Origin of the sequence: Halomonas sp. KO116, from assembly GCF_000734975.2 — a bacterium.
GTDB lineage: Bacteria > Pseudomonadota > Gammaproteobacteria > Pseudomonadales > Halomonadaceae > Vreelandella > Vreelandella glaciei.
Genome location: NZ_CP011052.1, coordinates 2533019 through 2548616, shown reverse-complemented (window position 1 = coordinate 2548616; position 15598 = coordinate 2533019). Strand labels below are relative to the sequence as shown.

Sequence of the window (15598 nt, the reverse complement as noted above, 5' to 3'; positions counted from 1 at the left end):
CCATGTCCGACACGTCGATCAATCTGGATGAGCTGCGCCAGCGAATCGATCAGCTAGATAGCGATATTCTGAATCTGATCAGTGAGCGCGCCAGCTGTGCCCAGCAAGTGGCGCATGTGAAGCTGGCCGAAGATAAAGATGCGGTGTTCTACCGCCCTGAGCGAGAAGTGCAGGTGCTGCGGCGCATCATGGCCTTGAATAAAGGCCCACTTGATTCAGAAGAGATGGCGCGGCTGTTTCGTGAAATCATGTCGGCGTGTTTGGCATTAGAGCAGCCGGTTAAAGTGGCCTATTTGGGCCCTGAGGGCACTTTCACTCAGCAGGCAGCGCTCAAGCACTTTGGTGAAAGTGCGGTTAGTTTGCCCATGGCGGCGATTGATGAAGTGTTTCGTGAAGTTGAGGCGGGCGCTGTGCATTACGGCGTGGTGCCGGTGGAAAACTCCACCGAAGGGGTAGTCAATCACACTCTTGATACCTTTATGGACTCCTCCATCAAAATTTGTGGCGAGGTGGTGCTGCGTATTCATCATCATCTGTTGGTCAGTGAAACGACCCGCCGCGATAAAGTGTCGCGTATCTATTCCCACCCGCAATCCTTCGGGCAATGTCGGAAATGGCTCGATGCTCACTATCCCCATGCGGAGCGCGTGCCGGTTTCCTCTAATGCGGAAGCGGCTAAGTTAGTCAAAACCGAGTGGCATAGCGCGGCCATTGCGGGGGATATGGCAGCGAAGCTATACGGACTTACTCACATTGCTGAAAAGATTGAAGATCGACCCGATAACTCGACGCGGTTTTTGATTATTGGTAACCAGGATGTGCCCATGGCAGGCGAAGACAAAACCTCCATTGTCGTCGCCATGCGCAATCAGCCGGGGACGCTCCACGCTCTGCTTGAGCCGTTTCATCGTCATCAGATCGATTTAACCCGTCTCGAAACGCGCCCTTCGCGCACCGGCGTTTGGAACTATGTCTTTTTTATCGACTTTAAAGGCCATCGTGATGAGCCCAAGGTCGCGGCAGCGCTTGAAGAGGTGCAGCTGCGAGCAGCGGACTTGCGTGTGCTGGGTTCCTATCCGATAGGGGTACTGTGACATTAATGGATGGAAGCAGCGTAACAACATCATCTTGTCATGAGTCGCGCTTATTAATTGTTGGTCTGGGATTGATTGGTGGTTCGCTTGCGGCAGCCCTGCGCGCTTCAGGATTTAAGGGGCAGATTGTTGCCTGTGATCCTGATAAAAATGAAATCGCCCGCGGTATAGAGATGGGGCTGATCGACTCAGGCGGTACCCATCTTGCGGCGCAGGTGAGTGGCGCTACCATGGTGGTGCTGGCGGTGCCGGTGCTGGCAATGGAAAGTGTAATGACCCATTTGGCGGGTGTCCTGGCATCTGCGTCACCGAGTGTGGTTATTACCGATGTTGGTAGCACCAAGGCCGCTATCCGCGCCTGCGCCCAACGAGTATTTGGTCAAGTGCCTACCAATATGGTGCTGGGACACCCTATTGCCGGTTCAGAGAAAAGTGGTGTGGCGGCGGCGAATCCACGCCTTTATGTGGATCATAAGGTGATACTTACCCCCGAGCCCAACGTAGATGCCGACGCTTTGATGCGAGTGCGTTGCTTGTGGGAAGCCTGCGGTGCCGATGTGCTGGAAATGGGCGTAGAGCGCCATGATCAAGTGCTGGCGCGTACCAGTCATTTGCCCCATCTGCTTGCATTCTCATTGGTGGATACGTTGGCCCGTCAGGATGAGCGCCTCGATATTTTCCGTTACGCAGCGGGTGGTTTTCGCGATTTTACCCGTATCGCGGGTAGCGACCCGGTGATGTGGCGGGATATTTTCATTGCCAATAAACAGGCGGTTTTAGCATCGTTGGATGATTTTGAAGCGGGGCTTTCGCGCTTGCGTCAGGCGGTAGAAGCCGGTGACAGCGATGCGCTGATTGCCACCTTTGATCGGGCCAGCCATGCCCGGCACTATTTCGACTCCTTATTGAATAAAACCAGTTATCAGGCGGAATATCATATGCAACCACAAGGTAAGGTCACCTACCGTGTGCAGCCGGGCGGTCAAGCCCAGGGGCGCTTGCGCGTACCGGGCGATAAATCCATGTCGCATCGCTCCATTATGCTGGGCGCGCTGGCAGAGGGTGTTACTGAAGTAAAAGGCTTTCTGGAAGGCGAAGACAGTCTGGCGACCCTGCAGGCGTTTCGTGAAATGGGTGTGGCGATCGAAGGGCCACATCAAGGTAAAGTCACCATCCATGGCGTTGGCATGCACGGTTTAAAAGCCCCCGCAGGGCCGCTCTATGTAGGCAATTCGGGCACCGCCATGCGGCTGTTTTCCGGCCTGCTCGCGGGTCAGGCGTTTGATAGCGAGCTAACCGGCGATGAGTCGCTGACCAAGCGCCCCATGGGGCGCGTGGCTGACCCGCTACGCTTAATGGGAGCCACTATTGATACGGCTGAGGGTGGTCGCCCACCGCTGAAAATTCACGGCGGCGCTAACCTCAAGGGCATTCATTACGATATGCCCATGGCCAGTGCCCAGGTGAAATCCTGCCTGCTGTTGGCGGGGCTTTACGCGGAGGGCGAAACGCGGGTGCGCGAACCTGCGCCGACCCGTGATCATACCGAGCGTATGCTCAATGGCTTTGGTTATGCGGTTTCCCGAGAAGGCGATACCTGCTGGCTGCAGGGTGGCGGTAAGCTAACAGCGGGCCCGATTGATGTGCCTTCTGATATCTCTTCTGCAACCTTCTTCTTGGTTGCGGCGGCGATTACGCCAGATGCTGATATCACGTTAGAGCACGTGGGAATTAACCCTACCCGGATAGGCGTCATCAATATTCTGAATTTGATGGGGGCCGATTTAACGCTTGAGAACGAGCGCGAAGTAGGCGGCGAGCCGGTAGCCGATATTCGTATCCGCTATGCACCGCTGAAAGGCATCGATATTCCCGTTGATCAAGTGCCGTTAGCGATTGATGAATTTCCTGCCCTCTTTATTGCTGCCGCCAACGCCGATGGCGTGACCCGTCTAAGAGGCGCCGAAGAACTGCGCGTCAAAGAGTCTGATCGCCTCCAGGCGATGGCGGATGGCATGGCTATTTTGGGTATTAAACACACCCTGCTTGACGACGGTATAGATATTGACGGCAATGGCGATGCGCAAAAAGCGAGCTACGGCGGCGGGCGTATCGATAGTCTGGGCGATCACCGTATTGCCATGGCGTTCGCGATTTCATCACTGCGTGCGAGTGCAGAAATTGAGATTGAAGACTGCGCTAATGTGGCGACCTCTTTCCCAGATTTCGTTGAATTAGCCACGCGCATCGGCATGCGCGTTAGCGTGGAGGGTGCGCATGAATGATCGCGCTTCAGCTGTTCCCGTTCTCACCATTGATGGCCCAGGTGGGGCGGGTAAAGGCACCATTAGTGGTTTAGTGGCGGAACGCCTGGGCTGGCATTTACTGGATAGTGGTGCACTTTATCGGCTGACGGCTCAAGCGGCGGTTAAGCATAACGTAGCGGTTGACGATGAGGCTGGGCTTGCCCGCTTAGCGGAGCAGTTAGATGTGGCCTTTCCGGTTGAAGATGGCCAGCCGCGTACGTTGCTAGAAGGAGAAGACGTTGGCCAGGTGATTCGTACCGAACAGGCTGGCGAGCGTGCCTCACAAGTAGCGGCGTTACCTGCCGTACGCCAAGCACTGCTGCAGCGGCAGCGCGATTTTTGCCAAACGCCAGGGTTGGTCGCGGATGGGCGTGATATGGGCACAGTGGTCTTTCCCGATGCCCCGCTAAAGATTTTTTTGACGGCAAGCGCCGATGAACGGGCGCGTCGACGTCATCTGCAGTTGCAGGAAGCCGGGGTGAATGCTAGTCTTTCGAGTCTTTTGAAGGAGATTCAGGCACGCGATGCACGCGACACGCAACGCAGCGTGGCCCCTCTCAAGCCGGCAGATGATGCCATTACGCTTGATACCACGCGTCTGAGCATACCGGAAGTGGTTGATCGACTGACCGAACTGCTCGCCCAAAGAGGGCTGGTAAGCGGCGTGTGATTCTCCCTTGCGGCGCTTTTGGATAGGTGTCACGACGTGGCAGGGCACTAAACTCACATCGGTGAGCCCGGTCAGGTCTAACCAGCGTTAACACCCCCAAAGGCTGAGTGACATTAGGCCCGCACTTGCTGGTGGTGCGGAGAAGGCATTTATGCCTCAACAACGTAATTACGTAGGAACACCATGAGCGAAAGCTTTGCTGAGCTGTTTGAACAGTCTCTTAACGACATCAACATGGAGCCAGGCGCAATTGTCGCGGCTCAGGTTGTCGACATTGACGGTGACTGGGTTACTGTCAACGCTGGCCTAAAATCTGAAGGTCAGATTCCGGCGTCACAATTCCGCGATGAACACGGTAACCTGAACATCGCTATCGGTGACGACGTGCACGTTGCACTGGAAGCCGTTGAAGATGGCTTCGGTGAAACGCGTCTGTCTCGTGAAAAAGCCAAGCGTGCAGAAGCTTGGAAGATTCTGGAAGCAGCCTTCGAGAAAGACGAAATCATCAAGGGCGTTATTAACGGTAAGGTTAAAGGCGGCTTCACAGTTGAAGTTGACTCTATCCGTGCCTTCTTGCCTGGCTCGTTGGTTGACGTTCGTCCGGTTCGCGACACTGCGCACCTGGAAAATAAAGAGCTGGACTTCAAAGTTATCAAGCTCGATCCGAAGCGCAACAACGTTGTGGTATCACGTCGTGCGGTTCTGGAAGCAGAGAACAGTGCCGAGCGCGAAGCGTTGCTGGCGACTCTGCAAGAAGGCCAGCAGATCAAGGGTATCGTTAAGAACCTGACAGACTACGGCGCTTTCGTAGACCTGGGTGGTGTTGACGGCCTTCTGCACATTACAGACATGGCGTGGAAGCGTATCAAGCATCCGTCCGAAATCGTTGCCGTTGGCGACGAGATCAACGTCAAGGTTCTGAAGTTTGACCGTGAGCGCAATCGCGTTTCACTGGGTCTGAAGCAGTTGGGCGAAGATCCGTGGGTCAACATTAAAGAGCGTTACCCAGAAGGCATGAAAGTGCACGCAGTCGTCACTAACCTGACTGACTACGGTTGCTTTGCCGAGCTGGAAGAGGGTGTTGAAGGTCTGGTTCACGTCTCTGAAATGGACTGGACTAACAAAAACATCCATCCGTCTAAAGTCGTTCAAGTAGGCGATGATGTTGACGTCATGGTGTTGGATATCGACGAAGAGCGTCGTCGTATTTCTCTGGGTATTAAGCAGTGCACTGCTAACCCTTGGGAAACCTTCAATACTGACTACAACAAGGGCGATCGTGTTTCCGGTACCATCAAGTCAATTACTGACTTCGGCATCTTTATCGGCCTGGAAGGCGGTATTGACGGTCTGGTTCACCTGTCTGATATTTCTTGGACTGATACTGGCGAAGAGGCCGTACGCAGCTTTAAGAAAGGCGACGAAGCTGAAGCCGTTATCCTGTCTATTGATCCTGAGCGTGAGCGCATCTCGCTGGGCATCAAGCAGATGGATTCTGACCCCGTTGCTGAGTACCTGTCAGTCAACGATAAGGGCAGCATCGTAACGGGTCGCGTCATTGAAGTTGATGCTAAAGAAGCTCAAGTTGAATTGGCGACTGACGTTATTGCTGTGCTGAAAGCCTCTGAAATCAGTGCTGACCGCGTAGAAGATGCGCGCAATGTGCTGAATGAAGGCGACAGCGTTGAAGCGCGTATTGTGAGTGTTGATCGCAAGAGCCGCCAGATTAATCTGTCGGTTAAAGCGAAAGACCAGGACGATACGCGTCAGAACCTGAAGAAGATTTGTGAGCAAGAGCCGGAAACTGCGGGTGGCCCGACTACAATCGGCGACCTGATCAAGCAGCAGATGGGCCAAGACTAATTATCGATTAGTTATTGGTTGATAAAAGCGCCGCCCTTATGGGCGGCGCTTTTGTTTGTAAGTGTTGAACGCTTCTAATAGATGATACATAGATTCACATAGCAATGATGCGCTATTAGGGTTATAAAACACTTTAAATAGCAGTTGTGTTTTTAAAAAACGATTAGTAATTGAGTAAAAATCAACTAGACTGTTGTCAGTTAGTCTTTTTGCAGCAATAATGTCCCAGCATTCTGAACTAGTAGGTGCCAAGGTTGTCAAGTTAGCACCTAAACCAGTTGAACCCCTTTCAGTTGGACCCCGTTCAGTTGGATACGATACTAAAGGAACCTCGATGTCATTACTTAACGAATATATCCAAAAAGAACAGCAGCTGAAGCAGCTTCAAGAAGACCTACAGCGCTTAGAAGGCGATCAGCGCCTTAAAAGCGAGTTGGAATTCAAGGCCAAGCTTGAAGCGCTTATGACTGAGTTCGGCAAGCGTCCCAGTGACGTCATTGCTTTATTAGATCCCGCTTCTGACCAGCGTAGTGTTAAAACGACGGCTAGTGGCAATGCGCGCCGTAAGCGTCGTCTTAAAATTTATAAAAACCCTAAAACTGGGGAAGTCATCGAAACGCGCGGTGGCAATCATAAAGGTCTGCGTAGCTGGAAGGATGAGTACGGTGATGAAGCCGTCGAATCCTGGCTGGTTCGCATGGAAGATTAAGCAAGTTAATAACCGGCATTTCTTTACAGGAGTGCCGGTTTTTTTATGATCTCTGCTCAGCGGTGCCTCAAAGACGTTATCCTTCCTGCTGGCCTATAAGCGGGAGCCGAAGCTCTAAATAATGTGCTTTCCATAAGGCCTGAGGCGGTTGGCCGCTTACGTGGAAGCTATCCTGACTGTAAAGCACGTGCGTGATGGTCTGCGCCAATGCACCATAAAGATCAGCTAAATCACCCAAGCGTACTTGAATAGTAATGGGTTGGAATATCGACCCGCCGATAAGGCACCGGTAAGGCAATGTCTTGAGCGTTATCTATTTGTTCAAGGTAAAGACCTACGTCTGTGCGGTAAGAATGATAATATTCATTATTAAGTGCATCCACTTTGGCCGATAGTATAGCAGGCAGTGAAATGGTGGTTGTCGATAGGCTTAATCGCGCCGGTAAGCAGGCTAGCTGCTCGTTATGATAGCTTGCATCCCCTAGCCCTTTAATACGCTCGGGAGCTTGATAGAGGCGAATTCGGATCATTTGGCGGTCACTGGCTTTTTGGATGTTCGTCTTGAGGCCTGAATTAGGCATTGAATATGACAACGCGCTTTTTAGTGGTTCCGAAAATTGCGCGGCCTGAGCTGATAGCGATGCTGAAATGCGCGTGAAAAGGATGAATGATTATGATACCCACAACATATCGCAATTTGCGCTATATTGAGAGGCGTAAGGGCTAACAATACAGCCGCCCGTTCTAACCGTCTTTTTTTGCGGTAGGCGCTCGGCGTAATTTGAAAGCTTTGGCGAAATTGGCGCCGTACTTGGGAAGACGAATAACCAGTATGGTTAACCAGATCTTCAATACCAAGTGGCTTATCAAGTGTGTCCTGCAGCCAGATCTTAGCTCATGTCATCGCATTGAACATTATCTGGCCTCTCATGCGTGAATCGTGCAGGTCGTGCTTATCTCGCCTGTAGTGCACTCTCCCTGTGCGTTAGTGTTGGTAACCTAGCTGAAGAGCAAATGTTCAGCGTTTAGATAAGAGTTGAATCTCTGTTCAGGCTACTTGTCGCTATGTTGATGCTAAGCATCAATTTTTGAGTTATCGCTGACTGTGGCGTATTTGATAAAATGTTTGTCACCCTCGTGTGCCTAATGATGTTGCCTTTATGCTGGCAACAGGGTGGAAGAGGCAAGTTTGCTCATTATCTTTATGCATTTGTGTACAGTTTTTGCAAAAAACGCTACGTATGTAGCCATGTCGACCATTTCAAGCAAGGTGTAAATGAAACATCGATGAAATATCAAAAGGTTCAAAAGCCGGTAGATGAGCGTGAGAAGCTGCGTAAATTTCGTGAACTAGACGATGCCTTTGCGCAGGCGTTACGTCAGTTAGACGATCCTGAAAGCGATTTTGATATACCGACGGGGCCGCCGGTAAGGTCGCTTGCGGCATTGGAGCAAGATGATGTAGAAGCCAAGCAGAAGGAACAACAACAAGAGCAGGAGCGTGTGTTCAAACAGCGCTTTGAAGCTTTGCTGAATGAGTATGGTATTGACCATGGCGATCTGGCCGAACTGGTCGAAACACTACTTGGCTATGGGTTATGGCAGCAGGATCAAGTGCCAGGTAGTTAGCACCTCTACTATATCCTACGTGTGGTATTGCTAACGGTAGCGGTAAACGCGCAAACTCGGCAGAAATACATCTGGCTCAAGCTTTTCATCGCGCCGCCGTGCCCGTGTGCGGGTGGTGGGGGGCTGTAAAGCGGGCAGGTTTATGTGTGGCAGTCGCTGGTCATTGTCTGGCACGAAGATAGGCATGGCGGCATTCAGCGCCCGCCTTGTATGGCCATCATCGAGTGGCTCGGTAAAAAATAGATTTGCCCGCATAAGAGGAGCCTGCGTTTGCACCTGGGCGAGCACTTCGCCGCTTGGGATGCCGGCTAGTTTGCGTAGTTGAATACGGATATGCGCTGCATCGGTATCAAGCTTTAAAAGCTTTTGCTCAGCCTCTTGAACGCTCAGCCGCTTTATGGAGCGACCACTGCTATACCACGCAAAGCGAACCCGAGAAACGGGGGCTTGTGCGATGGGCAGTTGACGCCAACTCTGCTTAAGATGCAGACGGGCAAGCCCATTGCGCCGTAACGCTTCATCAACGTAGGGATGGCGTTGCGGCAGGCGGCTTTTGGCGTCGCTCAAGGTTTGTGGAAAAGCCTGTTTAATATGCTGCAGCAGCTCAGCAAAACTTTTTTTAGCTTGATTCACGGTGTCTACCGCTGCCAGTAATTCATCATTAGCAGCCACAATGGCAATGTAGTTGCGCGTTTCGCGACCATCCTGATCTTGTTCATGCCACATATCGAAAAGCGCTTCGCGTAGCCAGTGGCGAGCGGGAGTGGTTTGATGAAAGACCCACGATGCCGGTTGTTGGCGTTCAAAAAGCGAAACAGCGGTCTCAATCGTGTTAATTAAAGTGTCAAACTGCTGCTCCAGCTGAAGCAGCAGATGATAGGCCGAAGGCGATGGTTGCTCAGGCATTGTGGTAGCCATGTGGATTGCGGGACTTAAAACGTCGATTGCCTGGGTGCGTTAGGAGAGCGGCGCATCCTTGTCGGCTTGCGCCAACAGTGCCTCTATATCAGCTTCATCCATCGCCGATTCGCCCGATATGCGGTGCGACTCATCGGCCCAGGCACCTAAATCTAACAGTTGGCAGCGTTTGCTGCAGAAAGGGCGATAGGTGCTCTCAGGCAGCCAAGGCACGGGCTTAGCGCACTGAGGGCAACTAACTTCAAGGGGGGAATCGTTTGCAGGGCGAACCATAAAAACTCCAATTGCGTTAACGGGGGCGATATCTCAGTCGTTAAGCAGTTGACGGTAGCGTTGATCCAGCCGCACCACTTGCTCCATCATGCTGCGGTGGTCACCGCTGTTATCTATCACGTCATCTGCCTGTGCTAGCCGCTGTTCGCGGGAAAGCTGGGCGGCGAGAATAGCATGCACTTGGCTTTCGCTCACCCCATCACGTTGCTGGGTTCTCGATAATTGTAGCGCTTGTGGTACATCGACCACGACCGCTCGGTTGACCAGCGCATTTTGGCCCGACTCAAATAGCAGCGGTGATACCAGCAGCACATAAGGCGCGCCTTGTGTTTTAAGCTGCGCTAAGTGCTGCAATAGACGTTCTCTTATTTTGGGGTGTGTGACTGATTCTAACCACCGCCGCTGCTCTGGGTCTTTAAAAATAATAGCGCGTAGGGCCGCGCGATTAAGCGTGCCATCCTGATGGATGACCTGGTCACCGAAGCGGTTTTTAATGGCTAATAGTGCCGGTTCGCCAGGTAGGACGATTTCTCTGGCGACATCGTCCGCATCGACCGAGGCAGCGCCGAGCGTTTCAAAGGCGCGCGCAACCGTCGATTTGCCCGACCCAATGCCACCGGTTAATCCGATAATCATCTGCTGCCTCACTTAGCTCAGTTTTCAATAACCCAAATTCACTAGCTCAGTTTTAATAGCCCAAATTTAATAACCCAGCTTTAATAACCAAAATAACAATCGTTAAACGTTAAATAAGCAGGCTGAGATACAGCGCCATTAGCTCATCGCCAACTAATAACGCTACCCAACCAGCGAGGGCAAGAAAAGGCCCAAAGGGTAATGGTTTGCCACGTAAGCGAGGCGCGCAGGCCTGCGCAGTTAAACCAACCACCGCGCCAAGCCCTGCGGAAAGTATCAAGATAAGTGGTAAAAAGCTCCAGCCTAGCCAGGCACCCAGCGCGGCCAGCAGCTTAAAGTCGCCAAAGCCCATGCCCTCTTTACCGGTGACGAGTTTGAACAGCCAATAAAAACTCCATAGAGAAAGATAGCCCACCATTACGCCAATAACGGCATCGGAGAGCATAAACGGCTGGAAGAGTAGCTGAAAAAGTAAGCCTGCCCACAGTAGCGGGAGTGTAATGATATCCGGCAATAACTGGGTGCGAAGATCAATCACGGCGAGTGCTAACAGCATCAGGCAGGCGCCGTAAATAAATAATGACTCTGCAGTGAGGCCATGGAGTGCCACTACCGCCAAGGCCAGTAGGCCACCGGCCATTTCCACTAGCGGATATTGTATGCTGATGCTCGTTTGACACCCTGCACACCGCCCGCGGCGTTTAATCCAGCCAATCAGCGGCAGGTTATCGTGCCAGGCAATCGGGGTTTCACAGCGGGGGCACATTGAGCCTGGTGTGGCCAAATTGAAGCGTGGCGAGTGTTCCTCATCCAGCTCAAGCGCTGCACGTGCTTCATGCCGCCAATGGCGCATCAGCATGACCGGTAGGCGCGTGATAACCACATTAAGAAAACTGCCTAAGCACAGCCCAACCAATAAAGCCATGAACCATACAATCAGTGGAGGGTAATGCATGAATGTCCCTATACGAATGGGTTAGTTGCCGGTGTAAGGCATTTTAGAAGGCCGCGCCTAAGTTAGAGAGCCGAGCCTAAGCTGAAGATTGGCAAGTATATAGACACAACGACGCCGCCCACCAGTACGCCCAATACGACGATAATAATCGGCTCCATTAGGGAGGTGAGGGCGTCGACTTTATTGTCGACTTCTTCTTCGTAATAATCAGCGACGCGGTTCAACATGGCATCCAACGACCCCGACTCTTCGCCGATGCTGACCATTTGAATTGCCAGGGGAGGAAAGCGGTTGGTCATGCGCATGGCAAAGTGTAGCTGCTGCCCGGTCGCGACATCTTTACGGGTTTGTATGACGGCGCGTTCATAAACTTTATTGCCCACGGCCCCAGAGGCGGTCTCTAAACCTTCCATCAACGGTACGCCGGAAGCAAAGGTCGTTGCTAAGGTGCGCGCAAAACGGGCAAGGGCGGATTTATGCATAATGTCGCCGATCACCGGTAAGCGAAGCACCAAAACGTCCATGCCATAAGCAATTTTGGGTGAGCGTTGAACGCTTATTTTGATGGCTAGCCCCGTGGCCACCAGGCTACCCAGGGCCACAAGCCAATAGCGCTGAGCAAGTTCGGATAAGTTAACGGTCATTTGAGTCAGGGCAGGAAGCTCCGCATCAAAATTACTAAACATGCTTTCAAACTGGGGGACGACCTTAATCAGCAGCAGCAGGGTGACCGATATCCCGACGATCATCACGGCGCTAGGGTACCAAAGGGCTTTCTTAACGCGCGCTTTTAGTGATTCCACTTTTTCTTTATAAGTCGCGACACGATCCAGCATCTGATCCAGCGCACCGGCTTGTTCGCCAGCATCGATGAGGTTAACAAACAATTGATCAAAATGTTTTGGGTGACGGCGTAACGCATCAGAAAAGCTTGACCCCGATGAAACATCGCTCCTCATCTGCTCTACCAACATCGCCATGGCAGGCTTTTTCAGACTTTCGCCGACGACTTGGAAAGCCTGTAACAAAGGAATACCGGCGCGAATCATGGTCGCCATTTGGCGCGCAAACACCATCACGTCGGTAGGCTTAATACGGCCTGCGCCGCTGAGGCTGTTTATTTTGCGAATGCGCTTAACATTGATGCTTTGCCCCGCCAGTTCAGCCGTTACCTCCGCTTTATTACGGCCAAGGGTTTCGCCGCTCAGTGCTCTGTCTTGAGGGCCTTTGCCCGCCCATTTCCAACGATAAAGTTGAAGAGATGGGCGACGCTTACGCCGAGCGTTTGCCATGGTTTACTCCTTACTGACGCGGTTAATTTCTTCAAGGCTGGTAATCCCCCGCATGACTTTTAATAAACCGCTCTGGTGCAAACTGGGGTAGCCTTCGCGGCGCGCCTGCTGATCGATATCCATCGCGTTGGCGTTGCTCATAATTAATTGGCGCATGGCTTCCGTAATGGGAACGACCTCATAAATACCCACGCGACCTTTATAGCCATGCGTGCAGTGCTTACAACCTACCGGCTTGTAAATAGTGGCCTGTTGAATTTCTTCATCGCTAAAGCCCTCTTTGCGCAGTGCCTCGTGGGGGATAACAACCGGCTCCTTGCAGCGTGGGCAGAGTTTACGCGTTAAGCGTTGGGCAATAATCAGGCTAACGGCGCTGGCGATGTTAAACGACGTTACCCCCATGTTCGCCAGCCGCGTGAGCGTTTCGGCGGCTGAGTTAGTGTGCACGGTAGAAAGCACCAAGTGGCCTGTCTGGGAGGCTTTAACGGCAATGTCAGCGGTTTCTAAATCCCGAATTTCACCCACCATGACCACATCCGGGTCTTGGCGCAGAAATGCCCGTAGCGCACTGGCAAAATCAAGCCCAATTTTAGGTAACACGTTGACCTGATTAATACCGGCTACTTTAATCTCAACCGGATCTTCCGCCGTGCAAATATTGCGCTCCACTTTATTGAGAATATTAATGCCGGTATACAGCGACACGGTTTTGCCACTGCCAGTGGGGCCCGACACCAGTATCATTCCCTGGGGCTGATTGAGGGCACGTTCATAAAAGTGACGTTGATCATCAGTAAAGCCTAATTGCTCGATGCCGAGCTGGGCCGCGGAGGGGTCGAGTATACGCAATACCAATTTTTCGCCATACACCGTGGGCAGTGAGTTGACCCGAAAATCGAGCGAGCGCGTGCGCGATAATTTAAGTTTTATCGCTCCGTCTTGGGGCAGGCGCCGCTCAGAAATATCCAGCCGCGCCATAATTTTCAAGCGGGCGGCAACACGGTTACGCATCCCCAAGGGAGGGCGTGCGACCTCAATTAAGATGCCGTCAATACGAAAACGGATACGATACTGCGTTTCGTAAGGCTCGAAATGAATGTCGGAGGCACCACGACGAATCGCATCTAATAAAATCTTATTAACAAACTTAACGACGGGGCCATCATCACTGTTTTGGGGGGCCTCTTCCAAAGGCACTTCGCTGTCTTCGGCAACGCTCAGCGTCGATAACTCATCGTCGAGGTCATTAAACTCGTCCAGCATGCCACGTTCGCTTTGCGTTAATGCTAAATAACTACTCAGCGTGGTGGCTAGCTGGTCCATCGGGGCTAATATCCCTTCAATGCTAAGCCCAGTGGCAAACTGTAACTCATCAAGCTGGGTAAGCGTGGCGGGGTAAGGCACGGCCACCGTTAAACGGTGCCCATGACGGGCCAAAGGCACCACATTTAAGCTTTGCAGAATCCTCACTGGGTAGTCAGCAACAGGGGGCAGCGAGCTAATACGAACGGTTTCTAAATTGATAACCGCTAGCCCGTACTCGTACCCTGCGGCAATCGCCGCAGCGGTGGGGGGCACAAGCCCGCTTTCAACCACGTGTTCTAACAGTGAAATATCGTTTTCCACGGCGGCGCTAGCGGCCGCCGCCGCCTGCGCTTCGGTTAGCAAGCCGTGCTTGATTAAACGCTGGGCAATGCCGCGCTGCCCGCCGCGTGCGGCGGCGTGGCTTAGGGTTGACTCATAACTTAAGGTTGATTCGGTAGTCGCTTGGCTCATCGGACGCTCGCCTGGGTTCCCACAATGCGGCTCACTTTTACCACAGTTAGTCGCTGAGGACAGTAGTGATAACGTAATGAGACGGTAATCCTAAAGAGGCAGGGCGCTGGTTAATATTGGGAGGAGAGTGGAATGAGAGCGGAATGAGATTAGGTTGATAAAAGTAGTCCTCAATTCATTGAAAATTAGTCAAATGTAAGTTAGTGTGATATTTGTAACGCCAGAATTGAAAACCTTCATCCCGATGGTGTTTCACCTAAAAACGCATTCTTTCTATACCGGCTATACAGGGAACAAACGATATGCAAAGCACTTTTCAACCGATAACTCGCAACACCAAGCAAGGCGGTTTCACGCTAATTGAGTTATTGATCGTTGTGGCGATCATTGGCGTTTTGGCGGCAGTGGCTATTCCGCAGTATGGTAACTATGTGGAACGTTCTGACGCTACAGCAGCATATCAAGAGGCTTCATCTTATAGAACTCCTGTGGATGCCCAGCTTTTTGATAGTGCGGCTCCTTTGGACCTAGATGTTAGTGAAACAGACAATGTAGACATTACAGGCGATGCTGCAGGTGCTGATGTTACTATTGTGTCAAGACGTGATGATGATGATGTAACCTTTAGTCGTGATGCAGATACGGGTGAATGGACGTGTCTAAGTACGTTTAGTTACTCCTTGGATAACTGCCCCGTTGCTGCTGAGTAACCTTATCTGTAATGAGTGTTAGAAGTAATGTAGAGAAGACTGCCTGTATCTACATTAAATGACACTAGCGGCCAACAGAAATGCTGGCCGCTTTTTATATCTGTCAACTGCATTGGCCAGCAACATCCTATTGGCCCAAAAAACTGGCTCGGCAGTTGCCCTACATAAACTCCCTTATCCTTCCTCAATCCCTACGCATTTATTCTTTACACTGTCAGCTCTAACGTTGAGCGAGGAGCTTACAGTGACCCCTATCAAACTGATTATCCTAACTGCCTGTGGCGCACTGCTACTCAATAGCGCTGCCTTTGCCCAACCCGACCATGCCCCGGCCCACGGTGCGCGGGATAAGAGCAACAGTAGTCATCACCAGACCCAGCAGCACGACGCTCACCATACCGAAAGCGCTCAATATGAGCGGGTTGATTTACCCCGCATTAATGAGGGTGAACTGCGCCAGTTATTGCGCCAGCACGATGCGCCGCGAGCTGAATCATTGCCGCCGGGTGTTCAGCGCAATTTAGAGCGCGGTAAGCCGCTGCCGCCGGGTATCGCCAAGCGCTTTGATGGTCGGCTAGCCGCTCAGTTACCGCAATACCCAGGCTATGAATGGGAGCGGGTGGGGGCGGATGTTGTCTTGATCGAAGCAGCCACCCGCGTTGTGGTGGATGTTCTGGTCGATGTTTTGCGCTAACAAGCATGATGGGAAGTCGGCATGACTCGAAAATTACGCCTCTGCGGCTTATGGTAGAGGCTCTTAGCAGCAT

At 52.1% G+C, this 15598-nt stretch carries 16 protein-coding genes; 8 read left to right on the top strand and 8 right to left on the bottom strand.

The genetic code is table 11. The annotated features are described in order from the left end of the window. Positions 1 to 2 precede the first annotated feature (2 nt). From pheA to KO116_RS11815, 5 genes are all read left to right on the top strand, one after another. On the top strand, positions 3 to 1094 hold the full coding sequence (gene pheA, locus KO116_RS11835; RefSeq protein ID WP_035558560.1) for a prephenate dehydratase: 1092 nt from the start codon (positions 3 to 5) through the stop codon (positions 1092 to 1094). A gap of 5 nt (positions 1095 to 1099) precedes the next feature. Then, positions 1100 to 3379: a bifunctional prephenate dehydrogenase/3-phosphoshikimate 1-carboxyvinyltransferase gene (locus tag KO116_RS11830; RefSeq protein ID WP_035558558.1), complete on the top strand. Its 2280-nt coding sequence runs from the start codon at positions 1100 to 1102 to the stop codon at positions 3377 to 3379. Then, on the top strand, positions 3372 to 4070 hold the full coding sequence (cmk, locus tag KO116_RS11825) for a (d)CMP kinase (protein ID WP_035558555.1): 699 nt from the start codon (positions 3372 to 3374) through the stop codon (positions 4068 to 4070). The genes KO116_RS11830 and cmk overlap by 8 nt, the downstream gene beginning before the upstream one ends. 183 nt (positions 4071 to 4253) lie before the next feature. Next, entirely contained in the window at positions 4254 to 5933 is a 1680-nt protein-coding gene (rpsA, locus tag KO116_RS11820) for a 30S ribosomal protein S1 (RefSeq protein ID WP_035558553.1), read from the top strand. A 334-nt stretch (positions 5934 to 6267) separates the two neighbouring features. Then, a complete protein-coding gene (locus tag KO116_RS11815; RefSeq protein ID WP_008957328.1) occupies positions 6268 to 6642 on the top strand; it encodes a histone-like nucleoid-structuring protein, MvaT/MvaU family in 375 nt (124 codons plus the stop codon). A gap of 230 nt (positions 6643 to 6872) precedes the next feature. On the opposite strand, the gene KO116_RS25805 is transcribed toward KO116_RS11815, so the two are convergent. Together KO116_RS25805 and KO116_RS25800 are read right to left on the bottom strand one after the other, a co-directional pair. Next, the gene (locus tag KO116_RS25805; RefSeq protein WP_235272373.1) at positions 6873 to 7172 is read right to left on the bottom strand and encodes a hypothetical protein; all 300 of its coding nucleotides are present in this window, start codon (positions 7170 to 7172) and stop codon (positions 6873 to 6875) included. A 71-nt stretch (positions 7173 to 7243) separates the two neighbouring features. Next, the gene (locus KO116_RS25800; protein ID WP_235272561.1) at positions 7244 to 7486 is read right to left on the bottom strand and encodes a helix-turn-helix transcriptional regulator; all 243 of its coding nucleotides are present in this window, start codon (positions 7484 to 7486) and stop codon (positions 7244 to 7246) included. Between the two features lie 443 nt (positions 7487 to 7929). Between KO116_RS25800 and KO116_RS11805 the strand changes: the two genes are divergently transcribed. Continuing rightward, positions 7930 to 8271 carry a hypothetical protein gene (locus tag KO116_RS11805; RefSeq protein WP_035558550.1) on the top strand — a complete coding sequence of 114 codons (342 nt, stop codon included), beginning with the start codon at positions 7930 to 7932 and terminating at the stop codon, positions 8269 to 8271. Between the two features lie 30 nt (positions 8272 to 8301). On the opposite strand, the gene KO116_RS11800 is transcribed toward KO116_RS11805, so the two are convergent. The 6 genes from KO116_RS11800 to pilB all read right to left on the bottom strand — a co-directional run bounded on the left by KO116_RS11800 (position 8302) and on the right by pilB (position 14121). Next, a complete protein-coding gene (locus KO116_RS11800; protein WP_144408585.1) occupies positions 8302 to 9177 on the bottom strand; it encodes a DNA replication terminus site-binding protein in 876 nt (291 codons plus the stop codon). Positions 9178 to 9228: 51 nt separating this feature from the next. Then, positions 9229 to 9462 (bottom strand): DNA gyrase inhibitor YacG, encoded by a 234-nt coding sequence (gene yacG / locus KO116_RS11795; protein WP_035558545.1) that lies wholly within the window; start codon positions 9460 to 9462, stop codon positions 9229 to 9231. A gap of 33 nt (positions 9463 to 9495) precedes the next feature. Beyond that, positions 9496 to 10098, bottom strand: coding sequence for a dephospho-CoA kinase (gene coaE, locus KO116_RS11790; protein ID WP_035558541.1), 603 nt, complete (start codon positions 10096 to 10098; stop codon positions 9496 to 9498). A 109-nt stretch (positions 10099 to 10207) separates the two neighbouring features. Further along, the gene (locus KO116_RS11785; RefSeq protein ID WP_035558537.1) at positions 10208 to 11053 is read right to left on the bottom strand and encodes a prepilin peptidase; all 846 of its coding nucleotides are present in this window, start codon (positions 11051 to 11053) and stop codon (positions 10208 to 10210) included. Between the two features lie 62 nt (positions 11054 to 11115). Further along, entirely contained in the window at positions 11116 to 12345 is a 1230-nt protein-coding gene (locus KO116_RS11780) for a type II secretion system F family protein (RefSeq protein WP_035558534.1), read from the bottom strand. A gap of 3 nt (positions 12346 to 12348) precedes the next feature. Beyond that, positions 12349 to 14121, bottom strand: coding sequence for a type IV-A pilus assembly ATPase PilB (gene pilB, locus KO116_RS11775; protein WP_035558531.1), 1773 nt, complete (start codon positions 14119 to 14121; stop codon positions 12349 to 12351). Positions 14122 to 14423: 302 nt separating this feature from the next. Here pilB and KO116_RS26195 point away from each other — a divergent pair, with 302 nt between their 5' ends. Beyond that, positions 14424 to 14831, top strand: a complete 408-nt coding sequence (locus tag KO116_RS26195) for a pilin (protein ID WP_035558528.1) — start codon at positions 14424 to 14426, stop codon at positions 14829 to 14831. Positions 14832 to 15075: 244 nt separating this feature from the next. Then, complete coding sequence (locus KO116_RS11765; RefSeq protein ID WP_035558525.1) at positions 15076 to 15525, top strand: anti-virulence regulator CigR family protein; 450 nt, start codon at positions 15076 to 15078, stop codon at positions 15523 to 15525. Positions 15526 to 15598: the final 73 nt, after the last annotated feature.